This is a genomic window from Enterobacter sp. ENT02 (assembly GCF_019219165.1).
Taxonomy (GTDB): domain Bacteria; phylum Pseudomonadota; class Gammaproteobacteria; order Enterobacterales; family Enterobacteriaceae; genus Enterobacter; species Enterobacter mori.
The window spans coordinates 108924-131446 of sequence record NZ_JAHUWD010000002.1 but is presented as its reverse complement, the minus strand read 5'-3'; the positions used below and the strand labels follow the sequence as shown (position 1 = coordinate 131446).

Here is a 22523-nt window from a genome sequence, read left to right as displayed (position 1 = left end):
ACAGACTATACGTTGAGTGGTCGTTCCCCACTCAGCGCGAAAATGAGCTTCTCACCAATCTTCGAGGGTAGCGCTGCTACCCTTTTTTTTCTGGAGTTTATTATGTCAATTGACTGGAACTGGGGCATCTTTCTGCAACAAGCCCCGTTCGGCAACACCACCTATCTTGGCTGGCTGTGGAGCGGCTTTCAGGTCACCGTTGCGCTATCGATAACGGCGTGGATTATCGCGTTTCTTGTCGGTTCGCTGTTCGGTATTCTGCGCACCGTTCCCAATCGCTTTCTTTCAACACTCGGCACCCTGTATGTGGAACTTTTCCGTAACGTTCCGCTGATCGTGCAGTTCTTTACCTGGTATCTGGTCGTTCCGGAACTGCTGCCGGAAAATATCGGCATGTGGTTCAAGGCGGAGCTGGATCCTAACGTTCAGTTCTTTGTCTCTTCCATGCTGTGCCTGGGGCTGTTCACCGCTGCGCGCGTTTGCGAACAGGTGCGTGCTGCCATCCAGTCACTGCCGCGCGGGCAAAAGAACGCGGCTCTGGCGATGGGCCTGACGCTGCCGCAAGCCTACCGTTACGTTCTGCTGCCTAACGCCTATCGCGTTATCGTTCCACCGATGACGTCAGAGATGATGAACCTGGTGAAAAACTCGGCCATCGCCTCGACTATTGGTCTGGTGGATATGGCGGCGCAGGCGGGTAAGCTGCTGGACTACTCCGCCCACGCGTGGGAATCCTTCACCGCGATTACCCTCGCTTACGTTCTGATTAACGCTTTCATCATGCTGGTGATGAACCTGGTTGAACGCAAAATTCGCCTGCCGGGCAATCTGGGGGGCAAATAATGTACGAATTTGACTGGAGTTCTATCGTTCCATCCATGCCTTACCTGCTGGATGGCCTGGCGATCACCTTAAAGATCACCGTGATCGCCATCATCATCGGTATCGTCTGGGGCACCCTGTTGGCGGTGATGCGCCTGTCGAGCTTTAAACCCCTCGCCTGGTTTGCGACTGCCTACGTTAACGTCTTCCGCTCCATTCCGCTGGTGATGGTGCTGCTGTGGTTTTACCTGATTGTTCCCGGCTTCCTGCAGAACGTACTGGGACTGTCGCCGAAAACCGATATCCGCCTGATCTCCGCCATGGTGGCATTCTCGATGTTTGAGGCCGCTTACTACTCCGAGATTATCCGTGCGGGCATTCAGAGTATCTCCCGCGGGCAGTCCAGCGCCGCACTGGCTTTGGGGATGACCCACTGGCAATCCATGCAGCTCATTATTCTGCCGCAGGCGTTCCGCGCCATGGTTCCGCTCCTGCTGACACAGGGCATCGTGCTGTTCCAGGATACCTCTCTGGTCTACGTCCTGAGCCTGGCAGACTTCTTCCGTACCGCGTCCACCATCGGCGAGCGTGATGGTACGCAGGTTGAGATGGTCCTCTTCGCGGGTGGGGTCTATTTTGTGATTAGTTTAAGCGCGTCGCTGTTGGTCAGCTGGCTGAAGAAAAGGACTGTATAATGATTTCCCTGAAAAATGTTTCGAAATGGTATGGGCACTTTCAGGTGCTGACCGACTGCTCCACCGAAGTGAAAAAAGGCGACGTCGTGGTGGTGTGCGGGCCGTCCGGCTCCGGTAAGTCGACGCTGATCAAAACCGTTAACGGCCTGGAGCCGGTGCAGCAGGGTGAAATTGTCGTCAACGGTACCAAAGTGAACGACAAGAAAACCAATCTTGCTCAGCTTCGCTCACACGTCGGCATGGTGTTCCAGCATTTTGAGCTGTTCCCTCACCTCTCTATCATCGAGAACCTGACGCTGGCACAGGTTAAAGTGCTTAAGCGTGATAAAAAGGCGTCGCGCGAGAAAGGGCTGAAGCTCCTGGAACGCGTGGGTCTCTCGGCACATGCCGATAAGTTCCCGGCACAGCTTTCTGGCGGCCAACAGCAGCGCGTGGCGATCGCCCGCGCGCTGTGTATGGATCCGGTGGCGATGCTGTTTGATGAGCCAACGTCGGCGCTCGATCCTGAAATGATCAACGAAGTGCTGGACGTAATGGTCGAGCTGGCGCACGAAGGGATGACCATGATGGTCGTAACCCACGAAATGGGCTTCGCCCGTAAAGTGGCCAACCGCGTGATCTTTATGGACGAAGGGAAAATTGTGGAAGACTCTCCGAAAGAAGAGTTTTTTGCCAACCCGAAATCCGACCGCGCCAAAGACTTCCTCGCCAAAATCCTGCACTAATCTTCCCGGTGCGCGATCTGCGGATTGCGCACTGCTTCACGCTTTCACACTCTGCTTCTCGTCGGCGTCACATTGCAGCGTTAACCTTGTCACAAAATAACGCTAAGAATGGAGAACCCTATGGCACAGCCGATCATTCTCGATTGCGATCCAGGTCATGATGACGCGATCGCACTCGTCCTTGCACTTGCCTCCCCTGAACTCGACGTAAAAGCCGTCACCTCATCCGCCGGAAACCAGACGCCTGAAAAAACCCTGCGCAACGTGCTGCGCATGCTCACGCTGCTTAAACGCACCGATATTCCGGTTGCGGGTGGGGCCGTGAAGCCGCTGATGCGCGAGCTTATTATTGCCGACAACGTTCATGGTGAAAGCGGGCTGGACGGCCCTACGCTGCCGGAGCCGGTGTTTGCACCGCAAAACTGTACCGCCGTCGAGCTGATGGCGAAGGTGCTGCGCGAAAGCGCAGAGCCCGTAACGCTGGTGGCAACCGGACCACAAACCAACGTTGCGCTGCTGCTGAACAGTCATCCGGAACTGCACGGTAAAATCGCCCGGATCGTGATGATGGGGGGCGCAATGGGGCTGGGGAACTGGACGCCGGCGGCGGAGTTCAACATCTTTGTCGACCCGGAAGCGGCGGAGATTGTCTTCCAGTCAGGATTACCGATTGTGATGGCGGGGCTGGATGTTACCCACCGCGCGCAGATTATGGTGGACGATATTGAGCGCTTCCGCTCGGTGGGCAACCCGGTTGCGACAACCGTGGCCGAACTGCTCGACTTCTTTATGGAGTATCACAAAACCGAGAAGTGGGGCTTCCAGGGCGCACCGCTGCACGACCCGTGCACCATTGTCTGGCTGTTAAAACCTGAGATGTTTACCACGGTGGACAGATGGGTTGGCGTTGAGACGCAGGGAAAATACACCCAGGGCATGACGGTAGTGGATTATTACTCGCTGACGGGGAATAAACCGAATACTACGGTGATGGTGAACATCGACCGGGAGGCGTTTGTGGATTTGCTGGCGGAGAGACTGGCTTACTATAGTGCGGCCTGATGCCCTCACCCCAGCCCTCTCCCACGGGGAGAGGGAGCAAACACTAAAAACGGCAAGGGGTTGCCGTTTTGCTTTTACCTTTTGCGGCCTGATGCCCTCACCCCAACCCTCTCCCATGGGGAGAGGGAGCAAACAGTTTTGCTTTTACCTAGGGCTCAAATGGCCGACGCTGGAACTGATCGTGCCCGCACTTCGGACACAGCGGCAGCACGTCCGGCGTGTACACCGCAATATGGTGATGACACTTCTCGCAGACCAGGTTCCCCAGCCCCACCACTTCACCGCTCTGGTAGACGCCGTGGTGGTTCAAATCCTGAAACACCTCGCGCCACTCCAGCTGCGTTTTGTCGGTGATATCCGCCAGCTCCTGCCACAGACTCTCTTTAATCACCCGCATAAAGACGCTGTCCGCGACCTCGTCCTGGCTCTCCTCGTAACTGCGCGCGAACTCTTCCAGATCACGCCGCACGGCGCGCGTCACTTCTTCCACTTCGGTTCGCGTTAACTCACCCGTTTGCGTCACCCGTGAGCGAGCCTGTTCGACCAGCGCGTCGATATCGCGCTCGCCGTTGCGCAGCCGTTCCGTCAGTGTCGCTACCAGTTCGCGGTAAAATTGAGCAACCTTGTTCATCATTTTGCCTCCCGGGTAAGTAACTATTTCTAATAATAGACCTTATTTCGCCGCCGCTTTGTCAGGTGAAGCACAGACCCGGTAAATTCCTGCAAAGCGCATTTGTGCGAAAGGCTGTTTTGACGCGGGCGTTTGGGCTATGCTATGCGGATCTGAATTACCACATCCATTGGCTACATTTGTAGCTGTATTGAAAACAGGACCACTGGCTGCCATGCAAGAGCAATACCGCCCGGAAGAGATAGAATCAAAAGTCCAGCAACACTGGGACGAGAAGCGCACCTTTGAAGTAACCGAAGACGAGAGCAAAGAGAAGTATTACTGCCTGTCGATGCTTCCCTATCCTTCTGGTCGACTACACATGGGCCATGTGCGTAACTACACCATCGGTGATGTGATTGCGCGCTACCAGCGCATGCTGGGCAAAAACGTCCTGCAGCCTATCGGCTGGGATGCGTTCGGTCTGCCTGCGGAAGGCGCAGCGGTAAAAAACAATACGGCTCCGGCACCGTGGACGTACGACAACATCGCGTATATGAAAAACCAGCTCAAAATGCTGGGCTTTGGCTATGACTGGAGCCGCGAGCTGGCGACCTGTACCCCAGAATACTATCGCTGGGAACAGAAATTCTTCACCGAGCTGTATAAAAAAGGCCTGGTGTACAAGAAAACCTCTGCCGTTAACTGGTGTCCGAATGACCAGACCGTTCTCGCAAACGAACAGGTTATCGACGGCTGCTGCTGGCGCTGCGACACCAAAGTTGAGCGTAAAGAGATCCCGCAGTGGTTTATTAAAATCACCGCTTACGCTGATGAGCTCCTGAACGATCTGGATAACCTGGACCACTGGCCAGATACCGTTAAGACCATGCAGCGCAACTGGATCGGCCGTTCTGAAGGCGTGGAAATCACCTTCAACGTTGAGAACTACGACCAGACCCTGACCGTCTACACCACCCGTCCGGATACCTTCATGGGCGCGACCTACCTGGCCGTAGCCGCAGGTCACCCGCTGGCGCAGAAAGCGGCAGAGAACAATCCGGAACTGGCTACCTTCATCGACGAATGCCGCAACACTAAAGTGGCCGAAGCCGACATGGCGACGATGGAGAAAAAAGGCGTGGATACTGGCTTTAAAGCCATTCACCCACTGACTGGCGAAGCCATCCCTGTCTGGGCTGCTAACTTCGTGCTGATGGAATACGGCACAGGCGCCGTGATGGCCGTTCCGGGTCACGACCAGCGCGACTACGAATTTGCCACAAAATATGGCCTGACAATCAAACCGGTTATTCTGGCCGCCGATGGTTCTGAACCCGACCTGTCCGAGCAAGCGCTGACCGAAAAAGGCACCCTGTTCAACTCCGGCGAATTCAGCGGCCTGAGCTTTGAAGACGGCTTCAACGCCATTGCCGACAAGCTGGCTTCGCTGGGCGTAGGCGAGCGTAAAGTGAACTTCCGTCTGCGTGACTGGGGCGTTTCCCGTCAGCGTTACTGGGGTGCGCCAATTCCAATGGTGACGCTGGAAGACGGCACCGTCATGCCAACGCCTGAAGATCAGCTGCCGGTGATCCTGCCGGAAGACGTGGTCATGGACGGCATCACCAGCCCGATCAAAGCCGATCCTGAGTGGGCAAAAACCACCGTCAACGGTCAGCCTGCTCTGCGTGAAACCGACACCTTCGACACCTTTATGGAATCCTCCTGGTACTACGCGCGCTACACCTGCCCGCAGTATCAGGACGGTATGCTGGATTCCGATGCGGCAAACTACTGGCTGCCGGTAGACATCTACATCGGTGGTATCGAACACGCCATCATGCACCTGCTCTACTTCCGCTTCTTCCATAAGCTGATGCGCGATGCGGGCATGGTGAACTCTGACGAACCCGCGAAACAGCTGCTGTGTCAGGGCATGGTGCTGGCAGATGCGTTCTATTACGTGGGCGCGAACGGCGAACGTAACTGGGTTTCTCCTGTTGATGCGATCGTTGAGCGCGACGAAAAAGGCCGTATCGTTAAGGCGAAAGACGCTGAAGGTCATGAACTGGTTTACACCGGCATGAGCAAGATGTCCAAGTCCAAAAACAACGGTATCGACCCGCAGGTCATGGTTGAGCGTTACGGCGCTGACACCGTGCGTCTGTTCATGATGTTTGCCTCACCGGCCGACATGACCCTCGAATGGCAGGAATCCGGCGTTGAAGGCGCTAACCGCTTCCTGAAACGCGTCTGGAAACTGGTTTACGAGCACACCTCACAGGGTGATGCGCCAGCACTGAACGCTGCGGCACTGACTGAAGATCAGCAGGCGCTGCGTCGCGATGTTCATAAAACAATTGCGAAAGTAACCGATGATATTGGTCGTCGTCAGACCTTCAATACCGCAATTGCGGCTATTATGGAACTGATGAATAAGCTGGCGAAAGCCCCGCAGGATGGCGAGCAGGATCGTGCCATCATGCGTGAAGCGCTGCTGGCCGTTGTTCGCATGCTTAACCCGTTCACGCCACACGCCAGCTTCACCCTGTGGCAGGAGCTGAAAGGCGAAGGCGATATCGACAACGCGCCGTGGCCTGTGGCAGACGAATCAGCGATGGTGGAAAACACGACCCTGGTTGTGGTGCAGGTCAACGGCAAAGTGCGTGGTAAAATCACCGTGGCTGTTGATGCAACCGAAGAGCAGGTTCGCGAACGCGCAGGTCAGGAACCGCTGGTTGCAAAATATCTTGAGGGCGTTACCGTACGTAAAGTGATCTACGTACCAGGTAAACTGCTTAATCTGGTCGTTGGCTAAGCGCGGGAGGAAACGTGCGACAACTGGCAACAATACTCTTATCCCTGGCGGTGCTTGTCACCGCAGGTTGCGGGTGGCATCTGCGCAATACTACGGCAGTGCCGCCTCAGATGAAAACGTTGATCTTCGACTCTTCGGATCCGAATGGCCCACTCAGCCGGGCTGTTCGTAACCAGCTCCGTTTGAACGATGTTGAGTTGATCGAGAAAGGCACTTTGCGCCAGGATGTTCCGTCATTCCGCATCCTGACCTCGACGTTGTCTAAAGATACCGCGTCCATCTTCCAGGATGGCCGTACTGCGGAATATCAGATGGTGCTTAACGTGAAAGCGGCCGTATTGATCCCGGGTAAAGATATTTATCCAATCAGTACTAAAGTCTACCGTTCGTTCTTCGATAACCCGCAAACGGCGCTGGCAAAAGATGCCGAGCAGCAGATTATCATCAACGAAATGTATGATAAGGCAGCGGAACAGCTGATCCGTAAACTGCCAAGCATTGCTGCGTCGACGAAACAAGGCTCTGACATTATCGACACACCGGACGCTAACGCGCCGACCATGTCAACGTCGATGGGTAACTGATGATCAGGTTGTATCCTGAACAACTCCGCGCGCAGCTCAATGAAGGGCTGCGCGCGGCGTATCTGCTGCTCGGAAACGATCCGCTATTACTTCAGGAAAGTCTGGATGCCGTTCGTCACGCGGCGGTCGCTCAGGGCTTTGATGAACACCACACCGTCCAGCTGGACAACAACACCGACTGGAACGCCCTCTTTTCACTTTGCCAGGCAATGAGCCTGTTTGCATCGCGCCAGACAATCCAGATCCTACTGCCGGAAAATGGCCCTAACGCGGCCATGAATGAGCAACTCGCTACCCTGGTCAGCCTGTTACACAGCGATCTGCTGCTGATTGTGCGCGGCAACAAGCTCACCAAGGCGCAGGAAAACGCAGCGTGGTTTACTCAACTTGCGACCAACGCTGTGCAGGTCACCTGCCAGACACCTGAACAGGCACATCTGCCTAAATGGGTAGCCGCGCGAGCAAAACAGCACAATCTTCAGTTGGATGAGGCGGCAAACCAGCTGCTTTGCTACTGCTATGAAGGCAACCTGCTGGCGCTGGCGCAGGCACTCGACAGGCTTTCTCTGCTTTGGCCTGACGGTAAACTGACGTTACCGCGTGTTGAGCAGGCGGTAAACGATGCCGCCCACTTTACGCCGTTTCACTGGGTTGACGCGCTGCTGTCAGCAAAGAGCAAACGCGCGCTACACATATTGCAGCAGTTGCGCCTTGAAGGCAGTGAACCTGTCATTTTGCTGCGCACACTCCAGCGAGAGCTGTTGTTACTGAATACGCTAAAGCGTCAGTCTGCCCATACGCCATTGCGTTCACTGTTTGATAAACACCGTGTATGGCAAAACCGCAGGGCGATGACCACCGAGGCCATCAACCGCCTGAGTCATGAACAGCTGCGCCAGGCTGTACAGCTTTTGATGCGCGCCGAGCTCACGTTGAAACAAGATTACGGTCAGTCGGTCTGGTCGGAGCTGGAAAGCCTTTCACTGCTGCTCTGCCACAAGGCGCTGGCAGACGTATTTATCGATGGATAGCATGCATTCTCTACAAGCGCTGTACGGCGGAACCTTCGACCCGGTGCATTACGGGCATCTTAAGCCGGTTGAAATTCTGGCGAATCTGATTGGCCTGCAGCGCGTAATTATTATGCCCAATAACGTTCCGCCGCACCGTCCTCAACCAGAGGCCACCAGCGAACAGCGAAAAGAGATGCTCGCGCTGGCGATTGCGGATAAACCCCTTTTCCGTATTGACGAACGGGAGTTACGTCGCAACACCCCGTCCTGGACGTCCCAGACGCTGCAGGAGTGGCGAGCTGAACAAGGGCCGGATAAACCGCTGGCCTTTATTATCGGTCAGGATTCCCTGCTCAACTTTCCTACCTGGCATCAGTATGAAACCATACTGGAGAACAGCCACCTTCTCGTGTGCCGTCGCCCCGGGTATCCGCTGACCATGCGCGAACCACAGTACCAGCAATGGCTTGAAGCTCATCTCACCGACAACGTGGAAGATCTGCATAATCAGCCAGCCGGGAAGATTTATCTGGCAGAAACGCCGTGGTTTGATATTTCTGCGACGCTCATTCGCGAGCGCCTGCAGCAGGGTTTAGCCTGTGACGATATGCTGCCTTCGTCAGTGCTGGCGTATATCAATCAGCACGGGTTGTATCAGAAAAGCGCAGACGCATAGCCTGAGGCAAGAAAAAGCGGCTGATTGATTATCCTGCCTTGACAGGGTAAGCCATACTGTTATCCTCCGCTGCCAGACTTTCCCGCCGATCATTGCTTTACAGAAATTGTTTTACAAAAATGGCGATGCAATCTCCGGCGGAGGGTGGGATGATACCCGCCTTCAAAAGCCCGGCCGGTGACATTTGTCCCGACACTGGCGTCAGTTCAGGTATACTGTCTGGCTACGAATTTATAGTTACACAATCTCATTCACCCAGGGGGAAAACTTGCAGGGTAAAGCACTCCAGGATTTTGTTATCGACAAAATTGATGACCTGAAAGGTCAGGACATCATCGCTATCGACGTAAAAGGTAAATCCAGCATCACCGACTGCATGATTATCTGCACCGGTACATCTACTCGCCATGTGGTTTCGATTGCCGATCACGTCGTTCAGGAATCACGTGCAGCAGGGCTGTTACCGCTTGGCGTTGAAGGTGAAGCGACCGCCGACTGGGTGGTTGTCGATCTCGGCGATGTGATTGTCCATGTCATGCAGGAAGAGAGTCGTCGCCTGTATGAGCTGGAAAAACTCTGGGGTTAATGCGTGAAGTTGCAGCTGGTCGCTGTCGGCACCAAAATGCCGGACTGGGTACAAACCGGTTTTACTGAGTATCTGCGTCGTTTTCCAAAAGATATGCCGTTCGAACTGGTGGAAATTCCTGCCGGTAAGCGCGGCAAGAACGCGGATATCAAACGTATTCTCGATAAAGAGGGCGAACTGATGCTGGCTGCCGCAGGCAAAAATCGCATCGTTACCCTCGATATTCCAGGTAAACCCTGGGATACGCCGCAGCTGGCGCACGAACTGGAGCGCTGGAAGCAGGATGGTCGTGATGTCAGTCTGTTGATTGGCGGACCTGAAGGGTTGTCCCCCGCCTGCAAAGCGGCAGCAGAACAAAGTTGGTCTCTCTCCGCGCTGACGCTCCCCCACCCGCTTGTTAGGGTGCTGGTGGCAGAAAGCCTGTACCGCGCGTGGAGCATTACTACCAACCACCCCTACCACCGCGAGTAATGACTGACCAGGGTAGATTAAGCAGCGGATGAAACTACAGAATTCTTTTCGCGACTATACGGCTGAGTCCGCGCTGTTTGTGCGCCGGGCACTGGTCGCCTTTACGGGGATTTTGCTGCTGACCGGCGTGCTGATCGCCAACCTCTATAATCTGCAAATTGTCCGCTTTACCGACTACCAGACGCGTTCAAACGAGAACCGCATCAAGCTGGTACCTATCGCGCCAAGCCGCGGCATTATCTACGACCGTAACGGCACGCCGCTGGCCTTAAACCGCACCATCTATCAAATCGAGATGATGCCGGAAAAGGTCGACAACGTGCAGGATACGCTGAACGCGCTGAGAAGCGTGGTCGATCTCAACGATGACGATATCGCCGCCTTTAAAAAAGAGCGTTCCCGTTCTCACCGCTTCACGTCTATTCCAGTCAAAACCAACCTGACAGAAGTGCAGGTGGCCCGTTTTGCCGTGAACCAGTATCGATTCCCCGGCGTGGAAGTGAAAGGCTATAAGCGCCGCTTCTATCCTTACGGCTCTGCGCTGACGCACGTGATTGGCTACGTTTCCAAGATTAACGATAAAGACGTTGACCGCCTTGATAAAGACGGCAAGCTGGCCAACTACGCCGCAACGCATGATATCGGTAAGCTGGGGATTGAGCGTTATTATGAAGATGTGCTGCACGGCGAAACCGGTTATGAAGAGGTTGAAGTTAACAACCGTGGCCGCGTAATCCGCCAGCTGAAAGAGGTGCCGCCGCAGGCGGGGCATGATGTGTATCTGACACTCGACCTTAAGCTGCAGCAGTATATCGAAACCCTGCTGGCTGGCAGCCGTGCCGCCGTTATCGTCACCGACCCACGCACCGGTGGAATTCTGGCCATGGTCTCCATGCCGAGCTATGACCCTAACCTCTTCGTGGATGGTATCTCCAGCAAAGATTATTCCGGTCTGCTTAACGATCCGAACACCCCGCTGGTGAACCGTGCGACACAGGGTGTTTACCCGCCTGCGTCAACGGTAAAACCTTACGTTGCGGTTTCTGCACTGAGTGCGGGCGTGATCAATCGCAATACCAGCCTGTTTGACCCCGGCTGGTGGCAGCTACCAGGATCTGAAAAACGTTACCGCGACTGGAAAAAATGGGGTCACGGTCATCTGAACGTGACCAAATCACTGGAAGAGTCTGCGGATACCTTCTTCTACCAGGTCGCCTATGACATGGGTATTGATCGTCTGTCGACGTGGATGAGTAAATTCGGCTACGGACACTACACCGGCATCGATCTTGCGGAAGAACGTTCTGGCAATATGCCCACCCGCGAATGGAAGCTGAAGCGCTTTAAGAAGCCGTGGTACCAGGGTGATACCATTCCGGTCGGGATCGGCCAGGGTTACTGGACAGCTACCCCACTGCAGATGAACAAAGCGATGATGATCCTGATTAACGACGGCGTGGTGAAGGTTCCTCATCTGCTGCAAAGTACGGTTGAGAATGGCAAGAAAGTCCCGTGGATCCAGCCGCATGAGGCACCGGTGGGCGATATCCATTCCGGCTTCTGGGAAATCGCCAAAGACGGTATGTACGGCGTGGCAAACCGTCCAAACGGGACAGCGCATAAGTACTTCGCTGGCGCACCCTACAAAGTGGCCGCTAAATCGGGTACCGCGCAGGTCTTCGGCCTGAAGGCAAACGAAACCTATAACGCGCACAAAATTGCTGAACGTCTGCGTGACCACAAGCTCATGACGGCGTTTGCCCCTTATGATAACCCGCAGGTTGCAGTGGCGATGATTCTCGAAAACGGCGGTGCAGGTCCGGCTGTAGGTACCATCATGCGTCAAATCCTCGACCACATTATGCTGGGTGATAACAACACCGAACTGCCGGCAGAAAACCCGGCAGCCGCTGCGGCGGAGGACCAATAATCATGACGGATAATCCGAATAAAAAATCGCTGTGGGACAAGATCCACATTGACCCTGCCATGCTATTGATTCTGCTGGCTTTGCTGGTATACAGCGCCCTGGTTATCTGGAGCGCCAGCGGTCAGGACATCGGCATGATGGAGCGCAAAATCGGCCAAATCGCGATGGGCCTGGTCATCATGGTGGTGATGGCGCAGATCCCACCCCGTGTGTACGAAGGCTGGGCGCCCTATCTCTATATTTTCTGTATCATCCTGCTTGTTGCGGTTGATGCCTTTGGTGCGATATCCAAGGGTGCACAGCGCTGGCTGGATCTGGGGATCGTCCGCTTCCAGCCGTCGGAAATCGCGAAAATTGCCGTACCGCTGATGGTCGCGCGCTTTATTAACCGCGACGTCTGCCCGCCTTCGCTAAAAAATACCGCGATCGCGCTGGTGCTGATTTTCCTGCCGACCTTGCTGGTTGCAGCACAGCCTGACCTCGGCACCTCGATTCTTATCGCACTGTCCGGCCTGTTTGTCCTGTTCCTGTCAGGCCTGAGCTGGCGTCTGATCGGTATCGCGGTGGTGCTGGTTGCCGCCTTTATCCCCATCCTCTGGTTCTTCCTGATGCATGATTACCAGCGCCAGCGCGTGATGATGCTCCTCGATCCGGAAACCGATCCGCTGGGTGCGGGCTATCATATTATTCAGTCGAAGATTGCGATTGGCTCCGGTGGCCTGCGCGGGAAAGGCTGGCTGCACGGTACACAGTCGCAGCTGGAATTCTTACCGGAACGCCACACCGACTTTATCTTTGCCGTGCTGGCGGAAGAGTTAGGGCTGGTTGGCATCTTAATTCTGCTGGCGCTCTACGTGCTGCTGATCATGCGAGGTTTGTGGATTGCCGCACGAGCGCAAACCACCTTTGGTCGCGTGATGGCAGGCGGATTGATGTTGATTTTATTCGTTTATGTCTTCGTAAATATTGGTATGGTGAGTGGTATTCTGCCGGTTGTAGGCGTACCGCTGCCGCTGGTGAGTTACGGGGGCTCGGCACTGATCGTGTTGATGGCCGGGTTTGGTATCGTCATGTCGATCCATACCCACAGAAAAATGTTGTCCAAAAGCGTATAAAAATAAGGGGATCGCAATGCGTAAGCAGTGGCTGGGGATCTGCATCGCAGCAAGTTTACTTGCAGCCTGCACGAGTGATGATGGTCAGCAACAGGCAACCGTCGCGCCGCCGCAGCCGGCGGTCTGTAACGGCCCGATTGTCGAAATTAGCGGTGCCGATCCGATCTATGAACCGCTGAACGCAACGGCGAATCAGGATTATCAGCGCGACGGCAAAAGCTTCAAAATTGTTCAGGATCCTTCCCGTTTCAGCCAGGCTGGCTTTGCTGCCATTTATGATGCCGAGCCGGGTAGTAACCTGACCGCATCAGGCGAAACCTTCGATCCGATGCAAATCACGGCGGCGCATCCTACGCTGCCGATCCCAAGCTATGCTCGCGTCACCAACCTGGCGAACGGCCGTATGATCGTCGTGCGTATCAACGACCGTGGCCCATACGGGAATGACCGCGTCATCTCGCTGTCCCGCGCAGCGGCTGACCGTCTGAACACCTCGAACAACACCAAAGTGCGTATCGATCCGATTATCGTCGCGCAGGATGGTACCCTTTCAGGTCCAGGCACCGCCTGTACGACTGTCGCGAAACAAACCTATGCCCTGCCGGCTCGCCCTGACCTGAGTGGTGGAATGGGAGGCGCGTCTACCCCTGCAGAGCCAGCTCAACCACAGGGCGAAGTCCGCGCCATCAGTAACGATACGTTACAAAGCGATGATAGTACCGGTGCCCCGGTGAAAAGCAGCGGTTTCCTCGGTGCGCCGACAACTTTATCCTCTGGCGTCCTTGAAGGCAGTGAACCCACGCCAGCCCCGGTTGTCGCAGCCCCAGTCACGCAACCTGCTCCCGTGACCGCACCAGCGACCACGCAAAGTACTCCCGCCCCTGCGGCCGCAAGCGGCAGTTACGTGGTTCAGGTCGGCGCCGTCAGCGATCGGGCACGTGCACAGCAGTATCAGCAGCGCTTAAGCCAGCAGTTCAGCGTGCCGGGCCGCGTTGAGCAAAACGGTGCAGTCTGGCGTATTCAGATGGGGCCGTTTGCCAGCAAATCTCAGGCAGCTTCCCTGCAACAGCGTTTGCAAAGTGAAGCGCAGCTCCAGTCATTTATCACTGTTGCGAAGTAATGAATCGGCGGTATCCGAAATGTCAATTTGTGTAAAACACATTCACAATCTCATGATGAAAGTCGGATGCCTGCCTGTATAGCATTTGCTATAGTAAGGCACTTTTTTTAATTCCATCACGGATGTCGTAGTTCTGACCATGAAGACCACTTTTTCTGCTCGTTTTGTGCAGCGCATGGCGCTGACCGCGGCCCTTTGCGCAGCTGCTCTCTCTGCAGCTCACGCGGATGACCTGAACATCAAGACCATGATCCCTGGCGTTCCGCAAATCGACGCGGAATCCTACATCCTGATCGATTACAACTCTGGCAAAGTTCTGGCAGAACAGAATGCCGATGCCCGTCGCGATCCGGCCAGCCTGACTAAAATGATGACCAGCTACGTTATCGGCCAGGCCATGAAGGCTGGTAAATTCAAAGAAACCGACCTGGTCACCATCGGTAACGATGCCTGGGCGACCGGTAACCCGGTGTTCAAAGGATCATCGTTGATGTTCCTGAAACCTGGCATGCAGGTTCCCGTCTCCCAGCTGATCCGCGGTATCAACCTGCAGTCTGGTAACGACGCCTGCGTCGCCATGGCAGATTTCGCAGCAGGCAGCCAGGACGCGTTTGTTGGCCTGATGAACAGCTATGTTTCCGCACTGGGTCTGAAAAACAGTCACTTCCAGACCGTACACGGCCTGGACGCAGACGGTCAGTACAGCTCCGCACGTGACATGGCCCTGATTGGCCAGGCGCTGATCCGTGATGTTCCGAACGAATACACCATCTATAAAGAAAAAGAGTTCACCTTCAACGGGATCCGTCAGACCAACCGTAACGGCCTGCTGTGGGATAACAGCCTGAACGTTGACGGCATCAAGACTGGCCATACCGATAAAGCGGGTTACAACCTGGTGGCCTCTGCGACTGAAGGCCAGATGCGCCTGATTTCCGCCGTGATGGGCGGTCGCACCTTCAAAGGCCGTGAAACCGAAAGCAAAAAACTGCTGACCTGGGGCTTCCGTTTCTTCGAAACCGTCAATCCGCTGAAAGCGGGTAAAGAGTTCGCCTCAGAGCCAGTCTGGTTCGGTGATAATGACCGTGCTTCCCTGGGTGTGGATAAAGATCTGTATCTGACCATTCCTCGTGGCCGCATGAAAGATCTGAAAGCGAGCTATGTGCTCAACACCACCGAACTGCACGCCCCGCTGCAGAAGAACCAGGTTGTGGGTACCATCAACTTCCAGCTTGACGGCAAAACCATCGATCAGCGTCCGCTCGTGGTGCTGGATGAAATTCCTGAAGGCAATTTCTTCAGCAAAATCATTGATTACATTAAATTGATGTTCCACCACTGGTTTGGCTAAAAACTGAACACTTGAAAGTGTGATTTTGATCCCCATATACTAAGTATCCTGATAACTCCCACCCGACGTGGGAGTTATTATTTTTTGACGTTACGCCGGAGCTGACATGAAAACCAAACTTAACGAACTGCTTGAATTCCCTACCTCATTTACTTACAAAGTAATGGGTCTGGCGAAGCCTGAGCTGGTTGATCAGGTGGTTGAAGTGGTACAGCGCCATGCGCCGGGTGACTACTCTCCGTCAGTAAAACCAAGCAGCAAGGGCAACTACCACTCGGTTTCTATTACCATCACTGCGACACACATTGAGCAGGTTGAGACGCTGTACGAAGAACTCGGCAATATCGAAATCGTTCGTATGGTGCTGTAGTCCCTCTGCGGTTACCCGGTTTGCCGGGTAACCCCTCTCCCTGCTGTGATATACTTTCCGCACCCTTTTCTCCCCGTCTTCGGAGACGTCGTTTTGTACCAGGATAACATTCTTGTCCGCCATCTCGGGCTTCAACCTTACGAGCCTGTCTCCCAGGCTATGCATGACTTCACTGATTCACGCGATGAAACCACACCCGATGAAATCTGGTTAGTTGAACACCTTCCTGTGTTTACCCAGGGGCAGGCAGGAAAAGCCGAACATCTGTTGATGACAGGCGATATCCCGGTGATTCAAAGCGATCGTGGTGGGCAGGTAACCTATCATGGTCCGGGTCAGCAGGTGATGTACGTGTTGCTCAACCTGAAGCGCAGAAAGTTGGGTGTCCGTGAACTTGTCACCCTGCTGGAGCAAACCGTCGTAAACACCCTCGCAGAATACGGCATTGATGCCCATCCGCGTGCGGATGCGCCGGGCGTATATGTGGGAGAGATGAAGATCTGTTCGCTGGGTCTGCGCATTCGTAAAGGCTGTTCCTTCCATGGGCTGGCGCTCAATATCAATATGGATCTCGCCCCCTTCCTGCGCATCAATCCGTGCGGCTATGCGGGTATGGAGATGACGCAAATGTGCCAGTGGGTAGCCACCGCCACCCCGGATATTATTCGTCCTGTACTTTTGAAGAACTTTTTAGCACTGCTTAACAATCCTCCTCACGAATATATCCCTGCTTAATATATGCTTGCTAGTGGCTCGATTATTTGACGGGCCACGGCTATTTCCCGCATTTACGCTTTACAACAATCAGCAGATTCTATATTTTCGAAGCGCCCGCATATTAGCGATACATATTATTCATCAATTTGATAGTGCCGCCTGCGGATCCCATATTACTTGCGTGACAATCACCCAACTGTCTGTTTTCGTTAAACATGTGAAACACTTTACGAATCTCTGCAAGCATAATAAATAAATTCAACTATCATTCATATTGTGAATGGATACGGAGTGAAAGCGTGGAGTCTACTAATTTACCAGCCAAACGCCTGAATGAACCCGGCGGTGAAGATAAGCCACAAATTTTTCGGACTTTACGTAATATTGATCTCAACCTGTTGACTATTTTTGAGGCAGTTTATGTCCATAAGGGTATCGTTAACGCTGCGAAAATTCTTAATCTGACCCCCTCAGCAATTAGCCAGTCAATTCAAAAGCTGCGCGCTATTTTCCCGGATCCGTTATTTATACGTAAGGGCCAGGGCGTAACCCCTACGGCTTATGCCACACATCTGCATGAATACATTAGCCAGGGACTGGAATCGATTCTCGGCGCGCTGGACCTCACGGGTAGCTACGATAAACACAGAACCATCACTATTGGCACCTCTCCATCATTGGGCGTGCTGGTGATGCCTGCTATCTACAAGACAATAAAGCAACATGCGCCGCAGCTGTTGATCCGCAACGTCACCGTGAATGATCCTGAAACCCAACTGGCGCAGTTCCAGACCGACCTGATCATTGACAGCAATAATTTCAGTGCAAGGGCTTTAGGCCAGCATGTCCTGTACGCCGACAGCCTGATCCTGGTATGCCGCCAGCATCATCCCGCGTTCAATGCGCCTTTGACGCTAGAAAACCTGCGTGCCTACGAGCATTCCTCTTTTATGGCAGAAGGCCAGGGATCCAACCCGCTACGGCAGCGCATTGATGAACTCTTCCCGGAGCGGCAGGTGAGCTTCAGCAGTTACAATATGTTTACCGTTGCATCCCTGATTGGCAGTAGCGACATGCTGTGCGTAATGCCTCTGCGCCTCTTTAACCTGCTGCGCAAATGCTGGCCGCTGGAGAGCATTCCGCTCGATCAGTTAAATGACGAAACGCTTGAAATTTCGCTGCATTACAACAAGCTAAGCCTGCGCGATCCGGTACTGGAAAACGTCATCAACGTTATCCGCCAGGCCTTCTGAACCCGCCTGGCAGCACAAGCCCCTGCTGTATGCGGGGCAAAACGCACAAAACAACAACTATTTTACAAATTGGCGACCTGGCAGGCTGCTTTACCGACCGTTTCAATGATATACTGCCTGTCGTTCGTTCAAAAATAGTTGATAAATACAACATTCCCTTGAATTGAAACGCTTTCCTTCGATATTCGCAACTGGAACACGCACGCTATGAGTAAACCCATTGTGATGGAACGCGGTGTTAAATACCGCGATGCCGATAAAATGGCCCTTATCCCGGTTAAAAACGTGGCTACAGAGCGCGAAGCGCTGTTAAGAAAACCGGAGTGGATGAAAATCAAACTGCCGGCGGACTCTTCGCGTATCCAGGGGATCAAAGCGGCGATGCGCAAAAATGGCCTTCACTCCGTGTGTGAAGAAGCCTCCTGCCCTAACCTTGCTGAATGTTTCAATCACGGTACCGCGACATTTATGATTTTGGGTGCTATCTGTACCCGCCGCTGCCCGTTCTGCGACGTTGCTCATGGCCGCCCTGTTGCGCCAGATGTGAACGAGCCGCAGAAACTGGCGCAAACCATCGCCGACATGGCATTGCGTTATGTCGTTATCACCTCGGTTGACCGCGATGACCTGCGTGATGGTGGTGCACAGCACTTTGCAGACTGCATTACTGCCATCCGTGAGAAAAGCCCAAGCATCAAGATTGAGACGTTGGTTCCCGATTTCCGTGGACGTATGGACCGCGCGCTGGATATCCTGACCGCCACCCCACCAGACGTATTCAACCACAACCTGGAAAACGTGCCGCGTATTTACCGTCAGGTGCGTCCAGGCGCAGACTACAACTGGTCTCTGAAGTTGCTGGAGCGTTTTAAAGAAGCGCATCCGCATATTCCGACCAAGTCCGGTCTGATGGTGGGTCTCGGTGAAACCAATGCCGAAATCATCGAAGTGATGCGCGATCTGCGCCGCCACGGTGTCACTATGCTGACGCTGGGGCAGTATCTGCAGCCAAGCCGTCACCATCTGCCGGTACAGCGCTATGTTAGCCCTGATGAGTTCGACGAGATGAAAGCCGAAGCCATGGCGATGGGCTTCACCCATGCAGCGTGTGGCCCGTTTGTTCGCTCTTCCTACCACGCCGATATGCAGGCGAAAGGCGAAGAAGTAAAATAAACCTGTAATATCTTTTTACAGAAACACAAAAAAACCGGCCTCATGAGCCGGTTTTTTTATGCAAGCCTTGCAGGATTGCCATTACTCTTTGTGCGAAAGCTTCTCTGCAGGAACACTATCTTCGGCGCTTTTCTTCGCGGCCGCGTCATCGTCATTCATCGCTTTCTTAAAGCCTTTAATGGCAGCACCCAGGTCTCCACCCAACGTGCGTAACTTCTTGGTACCAAACAGCAGGACGACCAGTGCGGCAACCACCAGCAGTTTGGTAATACTAATCTCACCCATAGATACCTTCTTTACATAAAACAGGCTGCATTAAGCGCCAAAAACCCGATCGTATTAACGGACATTTGACGCGCGCACACAATAGCAATCTGTAACAAGGTGAATCAAGCATTGTTGAAAAAAACATCACAATAATTGCGGTGGCGCAAACCGTCGATTGCGAAGAACGGGTAACTGCCGACGTGCAAGCGCAATTCTCTCTGATAATATCTCAGTCATTAAAAGCGCTGGCGTTTCGGCTGCTGAGGCGATGGTCACACCCAACGGATCGATAACCCTGCTCTGCCCAATATTCTTATTCCCACACTCTCCTGAAGCGACCACGTAGCAGGTGGTATCAAGCGCCCTTGCGGCTAACAGCGTCGTCCAGTGGTGCTCTTTTAGGGGCCCTTTAACCCAGGCCGCTGGCAATACCAGGACGTCGGCACCCTGTAAAGCCAGATTCAGTGCCATTTCTGGAAAACGCAGATCGTAGCAGGTCATTAATCCCACGTTAAATCCATCGACCTCCAGCAGGGGTGAAACGCTGTCGCCGGGATCGACAAGTCGCGACTCCTGAATGTTGAACGCATCATAGAGATGAAGCTTAGCGTAGCGTGCAATAATCTCGCCGCCACGGATAGCCACAAGCGTATTCACTGCCCTGCCCGGAGCAGAAGGTACATGCACCGTAAAAATGGTCGTCATGAGATTGCCAGTGCTCTCTGCCAGCAGCTGCTGTAAAAACGCCCCGTCCAGCGACTGCGCCGACTTAACCGACATATCAGGATCGTTATCATCCCGTGCCAGCAGCGCTTCGGGAAGCACCAGCAAGGATGCCCCCTTCTGTCGCGCCTGGGCCATCAGGGAGACGCATGTTCCCGCATTCTCATTCCAGTCCGGCGTTACCGCAAACTGCCCTACCGCAACATACATATTTGTCCCCCGGTCAAAAACAGCGTTACACTCGACGTACTTACACATCCAATAGCAGGTATTGACAGTGTTACAACTACTTATAGCCGTTTTTATTGGCGGAGGCACGGGTAGCGTTGCGCGGTGGTTTTTGAGTATGCGGTTTAACCCTCTTCATCAGGCCATTCCCATGGGAACCCTGGCAGCAAACCTGATTGGTGCCTTTATTATCGGTATGGGGCTAGCCTGGTTTAACCGCATGACACATATCGACCCGGTGTGGAAGGTATTGATTACCACCGGCTTCTGTGGCGGTTTAACGACGTTCTCCACCTTCTCTGCTGAAGTGGTGTTCCTGTTTCAGGAAGGTCGCATTGGCTGGGCATTTACGAACATTGCCATCAATATGCTCGGTTCATTTGCGATGACCGGGATCGCATTTTGGCTCTTTTCTTCCGCCAGCGCGCATTAATCGCCCGACGTTAATGTTGGCTTAATTTTTCTCTGCCACTCTGGACGTAATACGGAGCGAGGGTGACAGTATGAAAGAACAGTTGATGAGCGCAGGAATGGTTTTGCTGAGCGTGGCAATCGTCGCCAGCTTCCTGAAAATGTATCTGATTGGTTGATTCAGAACGAAAAAAACCCGCTCAGAGAGCGGGTTTTGAAATTCTTGCTGACGCGTCTGAATTACAGAGCGATTACGTTAGCAGCAGAAGGGCCTTTGGCACCGTTAGTGATTTCAAACTCAACACGCTGACCTTCAGCCAGGGTTTTGAAACCATTAGACTGGATTGCAGAGAAGTGTACGAACACATCTTTGCTGCCATCTTCAGGAGTAATGAAACCGAATCCTTTGGACTCATTAAACCACTTAACGTTACCTTTAATCTTAGACATCAAAATTACCTTTACATTAAAAAACGACACAAATGCTGTGTCGGGTATCAGTACATCAATTGTGGAACCTTTTGTCCAGCGGATCTTTGCTAAAAAGTGACAAAAGTCGCGTTAATTTTCGTTGACGGATTTTTATCCTTTATGATTCAACGAGAGTGCATTTTTTCGCCAGTTTGTTACGTTTTGTCAGTTAAAACTGAAAACGCATCCAGGCAAAGTAAACGTTTCCGTTGTTATAGGTTCCCGGGATGTAGGTCATCTGGAACGTCGCGGGACCATAGCCAATGGAGGCCAACGGCAGCAAGACCGGGACCGGAATGTACTTCCAGTTATCACGCGCCGTAAAGCCTGCCGTGTAGCCCAGGCCAAGATGGAAGTTGTCATCCGCTAATGGACGCCACGTTTTCTCCCAGCCGTAACCGCCAATCGGCTCCCACTTGTTGTAGGAGTCCTTAAACGCCATCAGGTACAGTCCGTGCCAGTTTCCTTTGTCGTCCCAACGGGACTGACCAAAACCCGCTCCCCAGGGACGTTCGTTGTAGCGGTCCGTTTTTTCTTTGTCATAGGCAAAACGTGCATGCCACGTTATCGCCGGAATATAGAGATCGTAATGTTCTGGCTCCTTCCAGGTTTGCGCGACGTTATCCGTAAACGTTGAGAACCAACCTTTATCCGCCGCGTTATCCTCTGCCCTGGCGACAGAAGAGAAAGTTAACTGCCCAAAAATAAACAATAAAATCAGGAAAAATTTATTACGTACCATCACAATGCAATTACCATTCTTAGTATTCAAGGCAAAGTTTACCATAGAATAGTTGAATGAATCCTTAACAACATCAGCGTTATTCCTAATTAATGGCCCTAAATCCGAGAATATTCTTAGAAAGAGGATGAGAAGATGCACTCCAGCCCTGCCGGGCTCTGCCACCGCTCTCAGCACACGTCAGTAAGCCCGCCATCCGTTCTCACCTTGGTACATATTCGTAGCACTTCTACTTCATCACTACTATATTCAGCCACAGAACCTGAAGACCTATGGCGATATATTAAAAAAATCATTCTGCATAATAAAATGCACCCCCAAAGAACCCATAAATTCTTTTTCAATTTATTTTTCATGTAATAAATATTTATCCGTTGCGCCAAAATAATACTATCCCCGGTGAAGAAAAAAGGATTTTGAGCCACACGCATCATATGGTTTATAGCAAAAGGCTGCCAGGTGCACAGAAGAGACAGGCTTCAGCGCCCCGCACGTTCCCGACCTGCCGTGCCCTAAATGACATATAATGGTGTATCCGGCGGTCAATACCCATATGTCATAAATGCCGGAGTGATGGCAAAAATAGCGTC

At 53.3% G+C, this 22523-nt stretch carries 24 protein-coding genes; 19 read left to right on the top strand and 5 right to left on the bottom strand.

Features of this window, described 5'->3' with window-relative positions:
• Window positions 1-102 precede the first annotated feature (102 nt).
• The 4 genes from gltJ to rihA all read left to right on the top strand — a co-directional run bounded on the left by gltJ (window position 103) and on the right by rihA (window position 3304).
• Window positions 103-843, top strand: coding sequence for a glutamate/aspartate ABC transporter permease GltJ (gene gltJ / locus KW829_RS06550; RefSeq protein ID WP_218307873.1), 741 nt, complete (start codon window positions 103-105; stop codon window positions 841-843).
• Entirely contained in the window at window positions 843-1517 is a 675-nt protein-coding gene (gltK, locus tag KW829_RS06545) for a glutamate/aspartate ABC transporter permease GltK (RefSeq protein WP_218307872.1), read from the top strand. Before gltJ ends, gltK begins: the two co-directional genes overlap by 1 nt.
• Complete coding sequence (locus tag KW829_RS06540) at window positions 1517-2242, top strand: amino acid ABC transporter ATP-binding protein (protein ID WP_010428605.1); 726 nt, start codon at window positions 1517-1519, stop codon at window positions 2240-2242. The genes gltK and KW829_RS06540 overlap by 1 nt, the downstream gene beginning before the upstream one ends.
• Window positions 2243-2362: 120 nt before the next feature.
• Window positions 2363-3304, top strand: a complete 942-nt coding sequence (gene rihA / locus KW829_RS06535; protein ID WP_218307871.1) for a pyrimidine-specific ribonucleoside hydrolase RihA — start codon at window positions 2363-2365, stop codon at window positions 3302-3304.
• 148 nt (window positions 3305-3452) lie between these two features.
• Here rihA and KW829_RS06530 read toward each other — a convergent pair whose 3' ends face one another.
• The gene (locus KW829_RS06530) at window positions 3453-3935 is read right to left on the bottom strand and encodes a zinc ribbon-containing protein (protein ID WP_218308218.1); all 483 of its coding nucleotides are present in this window, start codon (window positions 3933-3935) and stop codon (window positions 3453-3455) included.
• 214 nt (window positions 3936-4149) lie between these two features.
• Between KW829_RS06530 and leuS the strand changes: the two genes are divergently transcribed.
• The 14 genes from leuS (at window position 4150) to lipA (ending at window position 19091) form a co-directional block, all read left to right on the top strand.
• Complete coding sequence (gene leuS, locus KW829_RS06525; protein WP_211447177.1) at window positions 4150-6732, top strand: leucine--tRNA ligase; 2583 nt, start codon at window positions 4150-4152, stop codon at window positions 6730-6732.
• 14 nt (window positions 6733-6746) lie between these two features.
• Entirely contained in the window at window positions 6747-7316 is a 570-nt protein-coding gene (lptE, locus tag KW829_RS06520; RefSeq protein WP_041951371.1) for an LPS assembly lipoprotein LptE, read from the top strand.
• Entirely contained in the window at window positions 7316-8347 is a 1032-nt protein-coding gene (gene holA / locus KW829_RS06515; RefSeq protein ID WP_182946536.1) for a DNA polymerase III subunit delta, read from the top strand. Before lptE ends, holA begins: the two co-directional genes overlap by 1 nt.
• Window positions 8340-9005 carry a nicotinate-nucleotide adenylyltransferase gene (gene nadD / locus KW829_RS06510; protein WP_218307870.1) on the top strand — a complete coding sequence of 222 codons (666 nt, stop codon included), beginning with the start codon at window positions 8340-8342 and terminating at the stop codon, window positions 9003-9005. The genes holA and nadD overlap by 8 nt, the downstream gene beginning before the upstream one ends.
• Window positions 9006-9273: 268 nt before the next feature.
• Complete coding sequence (rsfS, locus tag KW829_RS06505; RefSeq protein WP_003858696.1) at window positions 9274-9591, top strand: ribosome silencing factor; 318 nt, start codon at window positions 9274-9276, stop codon at window positions 9589-9591.
• A gap of 3 nt (window positions 9592-9594) precedes the next feature.
• Entirely contained in the window at window positions 9595-10062 is a 468-nt protein-coding gene (gene rlmH, locus KW829_RS06500; RefSeq protein ID WP_003858701.1) for a 23S rRNA (pseudouridine(1915)-N(3))-methyltransferase RlmH, read from the top strand.
• A 28-nt stretch (window positions 10063-10090) separates the two neighbouring features.
• Window positions 10091-11992 (top strand): peptidoglycan DD-transpeptidase MrdA, encoded by a 1902-nt coding sequence (mrdA, locus tag KW829_RS06495; RefSeq protein ID WP_089598886.1) that lies wholly within the window; start codon window positions 10091-10093, stop codon window positions 11990-11992.
• A gap of 2 nt (window positions 11993-11994) precedes the next feature.
• Window positions 11995-13107, top strand: coding sequence for a peptidoglycan glycosyltransferase MrdB (gene mrdB, locus KW829_RS06490; RefSeq protein ID WP_042715186.1), 1113 nt, complete (start codon window positions 11995-11997; stop codon window positions 13105-13107).
• 16 nt (window positions 13108-13123) lie between these two features.
• Window positions 13124-14227 carry an endolytic peptidoglycan transglycosylase RlpA gene (gene rlpA / locus KW829_RS06485; protein ID WP_089598885.1) on the top strand — a complete coding sequence of 368 codons (1104 nt, stop codon included), beginning with the start codon at window positions 13124-13126 and terminating at the stop codon, window positions 14225-14227.
• A 139-nt stretch (window positions 14228-14366) separates the two neighbouring features.
• A complete protein-coding gene (dacA, locus tag KW829_RS06480) occupies window positions 14367-15578 on the top strand; it encodes a D-alanyl-D-alanine carboxypeptidase DacA (protein WP_042715190.1) in 1212 nt (403 codons plus the stop codon).
• 106 nt (window positions 15579-15684) lie between these two features.
• Window positions 15685-15948: a DUF493 family protein YbeD gene (gene ybeD, locus KW829_RS06475; protein ID WP_006177135.1), complete on the top strand. Its 264-nt coding sequence runs from the start codon at window positions 15685-15687 to the stop codon at window positions 15946-15948.
• A 93-nt stretch (window positions 15949-16041) separates the two neighbouring features.
• A complete protein-coding gene (gene lipB / locus KW829_RS06470) occupies window positions 16042-16683 on the top strand; it encodes a lipoyl(octanoyl) transferase LipB (RefSeq protein WP_010428573.1) in 642 nt (213 codons plus the stop codon).
• 281 nt (window positions 16684-16964) lie between these two features.
• On the top strand, window positions 16965-17918 hold the full coding sequence (locus KW829_RS06465; RefSeq protein ID WP_010428572.1) for a YbeF family transcriptional regulator: 954 nt from the start codon (window positions 16965-16967) through the stop codon (window positions 17916-17918).
• 207 nt (window positions 17919-18125) lie between these two features.
• Window positions 18126-19091, top strand: a complete 966-nt coding sequence (gene lipA / locus KW829_RS06460; protein ID WP_010428570.1) for a lipoyl synthase — start codon at window positions 18126-18128, stop codon at window positions 19089-19091.
• Window positions 19092-19172: 81 nt separating this feature from the next.
• Here the strand turns inward: lipA and tatE are convergent, their stop codons facing one another.
• Both tatE and KW829_RS06450 read right to left on the bottom strand, forming a co-directional pair.
• A complete protein-coding gene (gene tatE, locus KW829_RS06455) occupies window positions 19173-19376 on the bottom strand; it encodes a twin-arginine translocase subunit TatE (protein WP_010428567.1) in 204 nt (67 codons plus the stop codon).
• Between the two features lie 126 nt (window positions 19377-19502).
• Window positions 19503-20291, bottom strand: a complete 789-nt coding sequence (locus KW829_RS06450; protein WP_218307869.1) for a deaminated glutathione amidase — start codon at window positions 20289-20291, stop codon at window positions 19503-19505.
• A gap of 67 nt (window positions 20292-20358) precedes the next feature.
• Between KW829_RS06450 and crcB the strand changes: the two genes are divergently transcribed.
• Window positions 20359-20742, top strand: coding sequence for a fluoride efflux transporter CrcB (crcB, locus tag KW829_RS06445; protein ID WP_089598882.1), 384 nt, complete (start codon window positions 20359-20361; stop codon window positions 20740-20742).
• Between the two features lie 218 nt (window positions 20743-20960).
• Here crcB and cspE read toward each other — a convergent pair whose 3' ends face one another.
• Both cspE and pagP read right to left on the bottom strand, forming a co-directional pair.
• A complete protein-coding gene (cspE, locus tag KW829_RS06440) occupies window positions 20961-21170 on the bottom strand; it encodes a transcription antiterminator/RNA stability regulator CspE (protein WP_002439184.1) in 210 nt (69 codons plus the stop codon).
• A gap of 190 nt (window positions 21171-21360) precedes the next feature.
• Window positions 21361-21978: a lipid IV(A) palmitoyltransferase PagP gene (gene pagP / locus KW829_RS06435; protein WP_371317569.1), complete on the bottom strand. Its 618-nt coding sequence runs from the start codon at window positions 21976-21978 to the stop codon at window positions 21361-21363.
• Window positions 21979-22523: the final 545 nt, after the last annotated feature.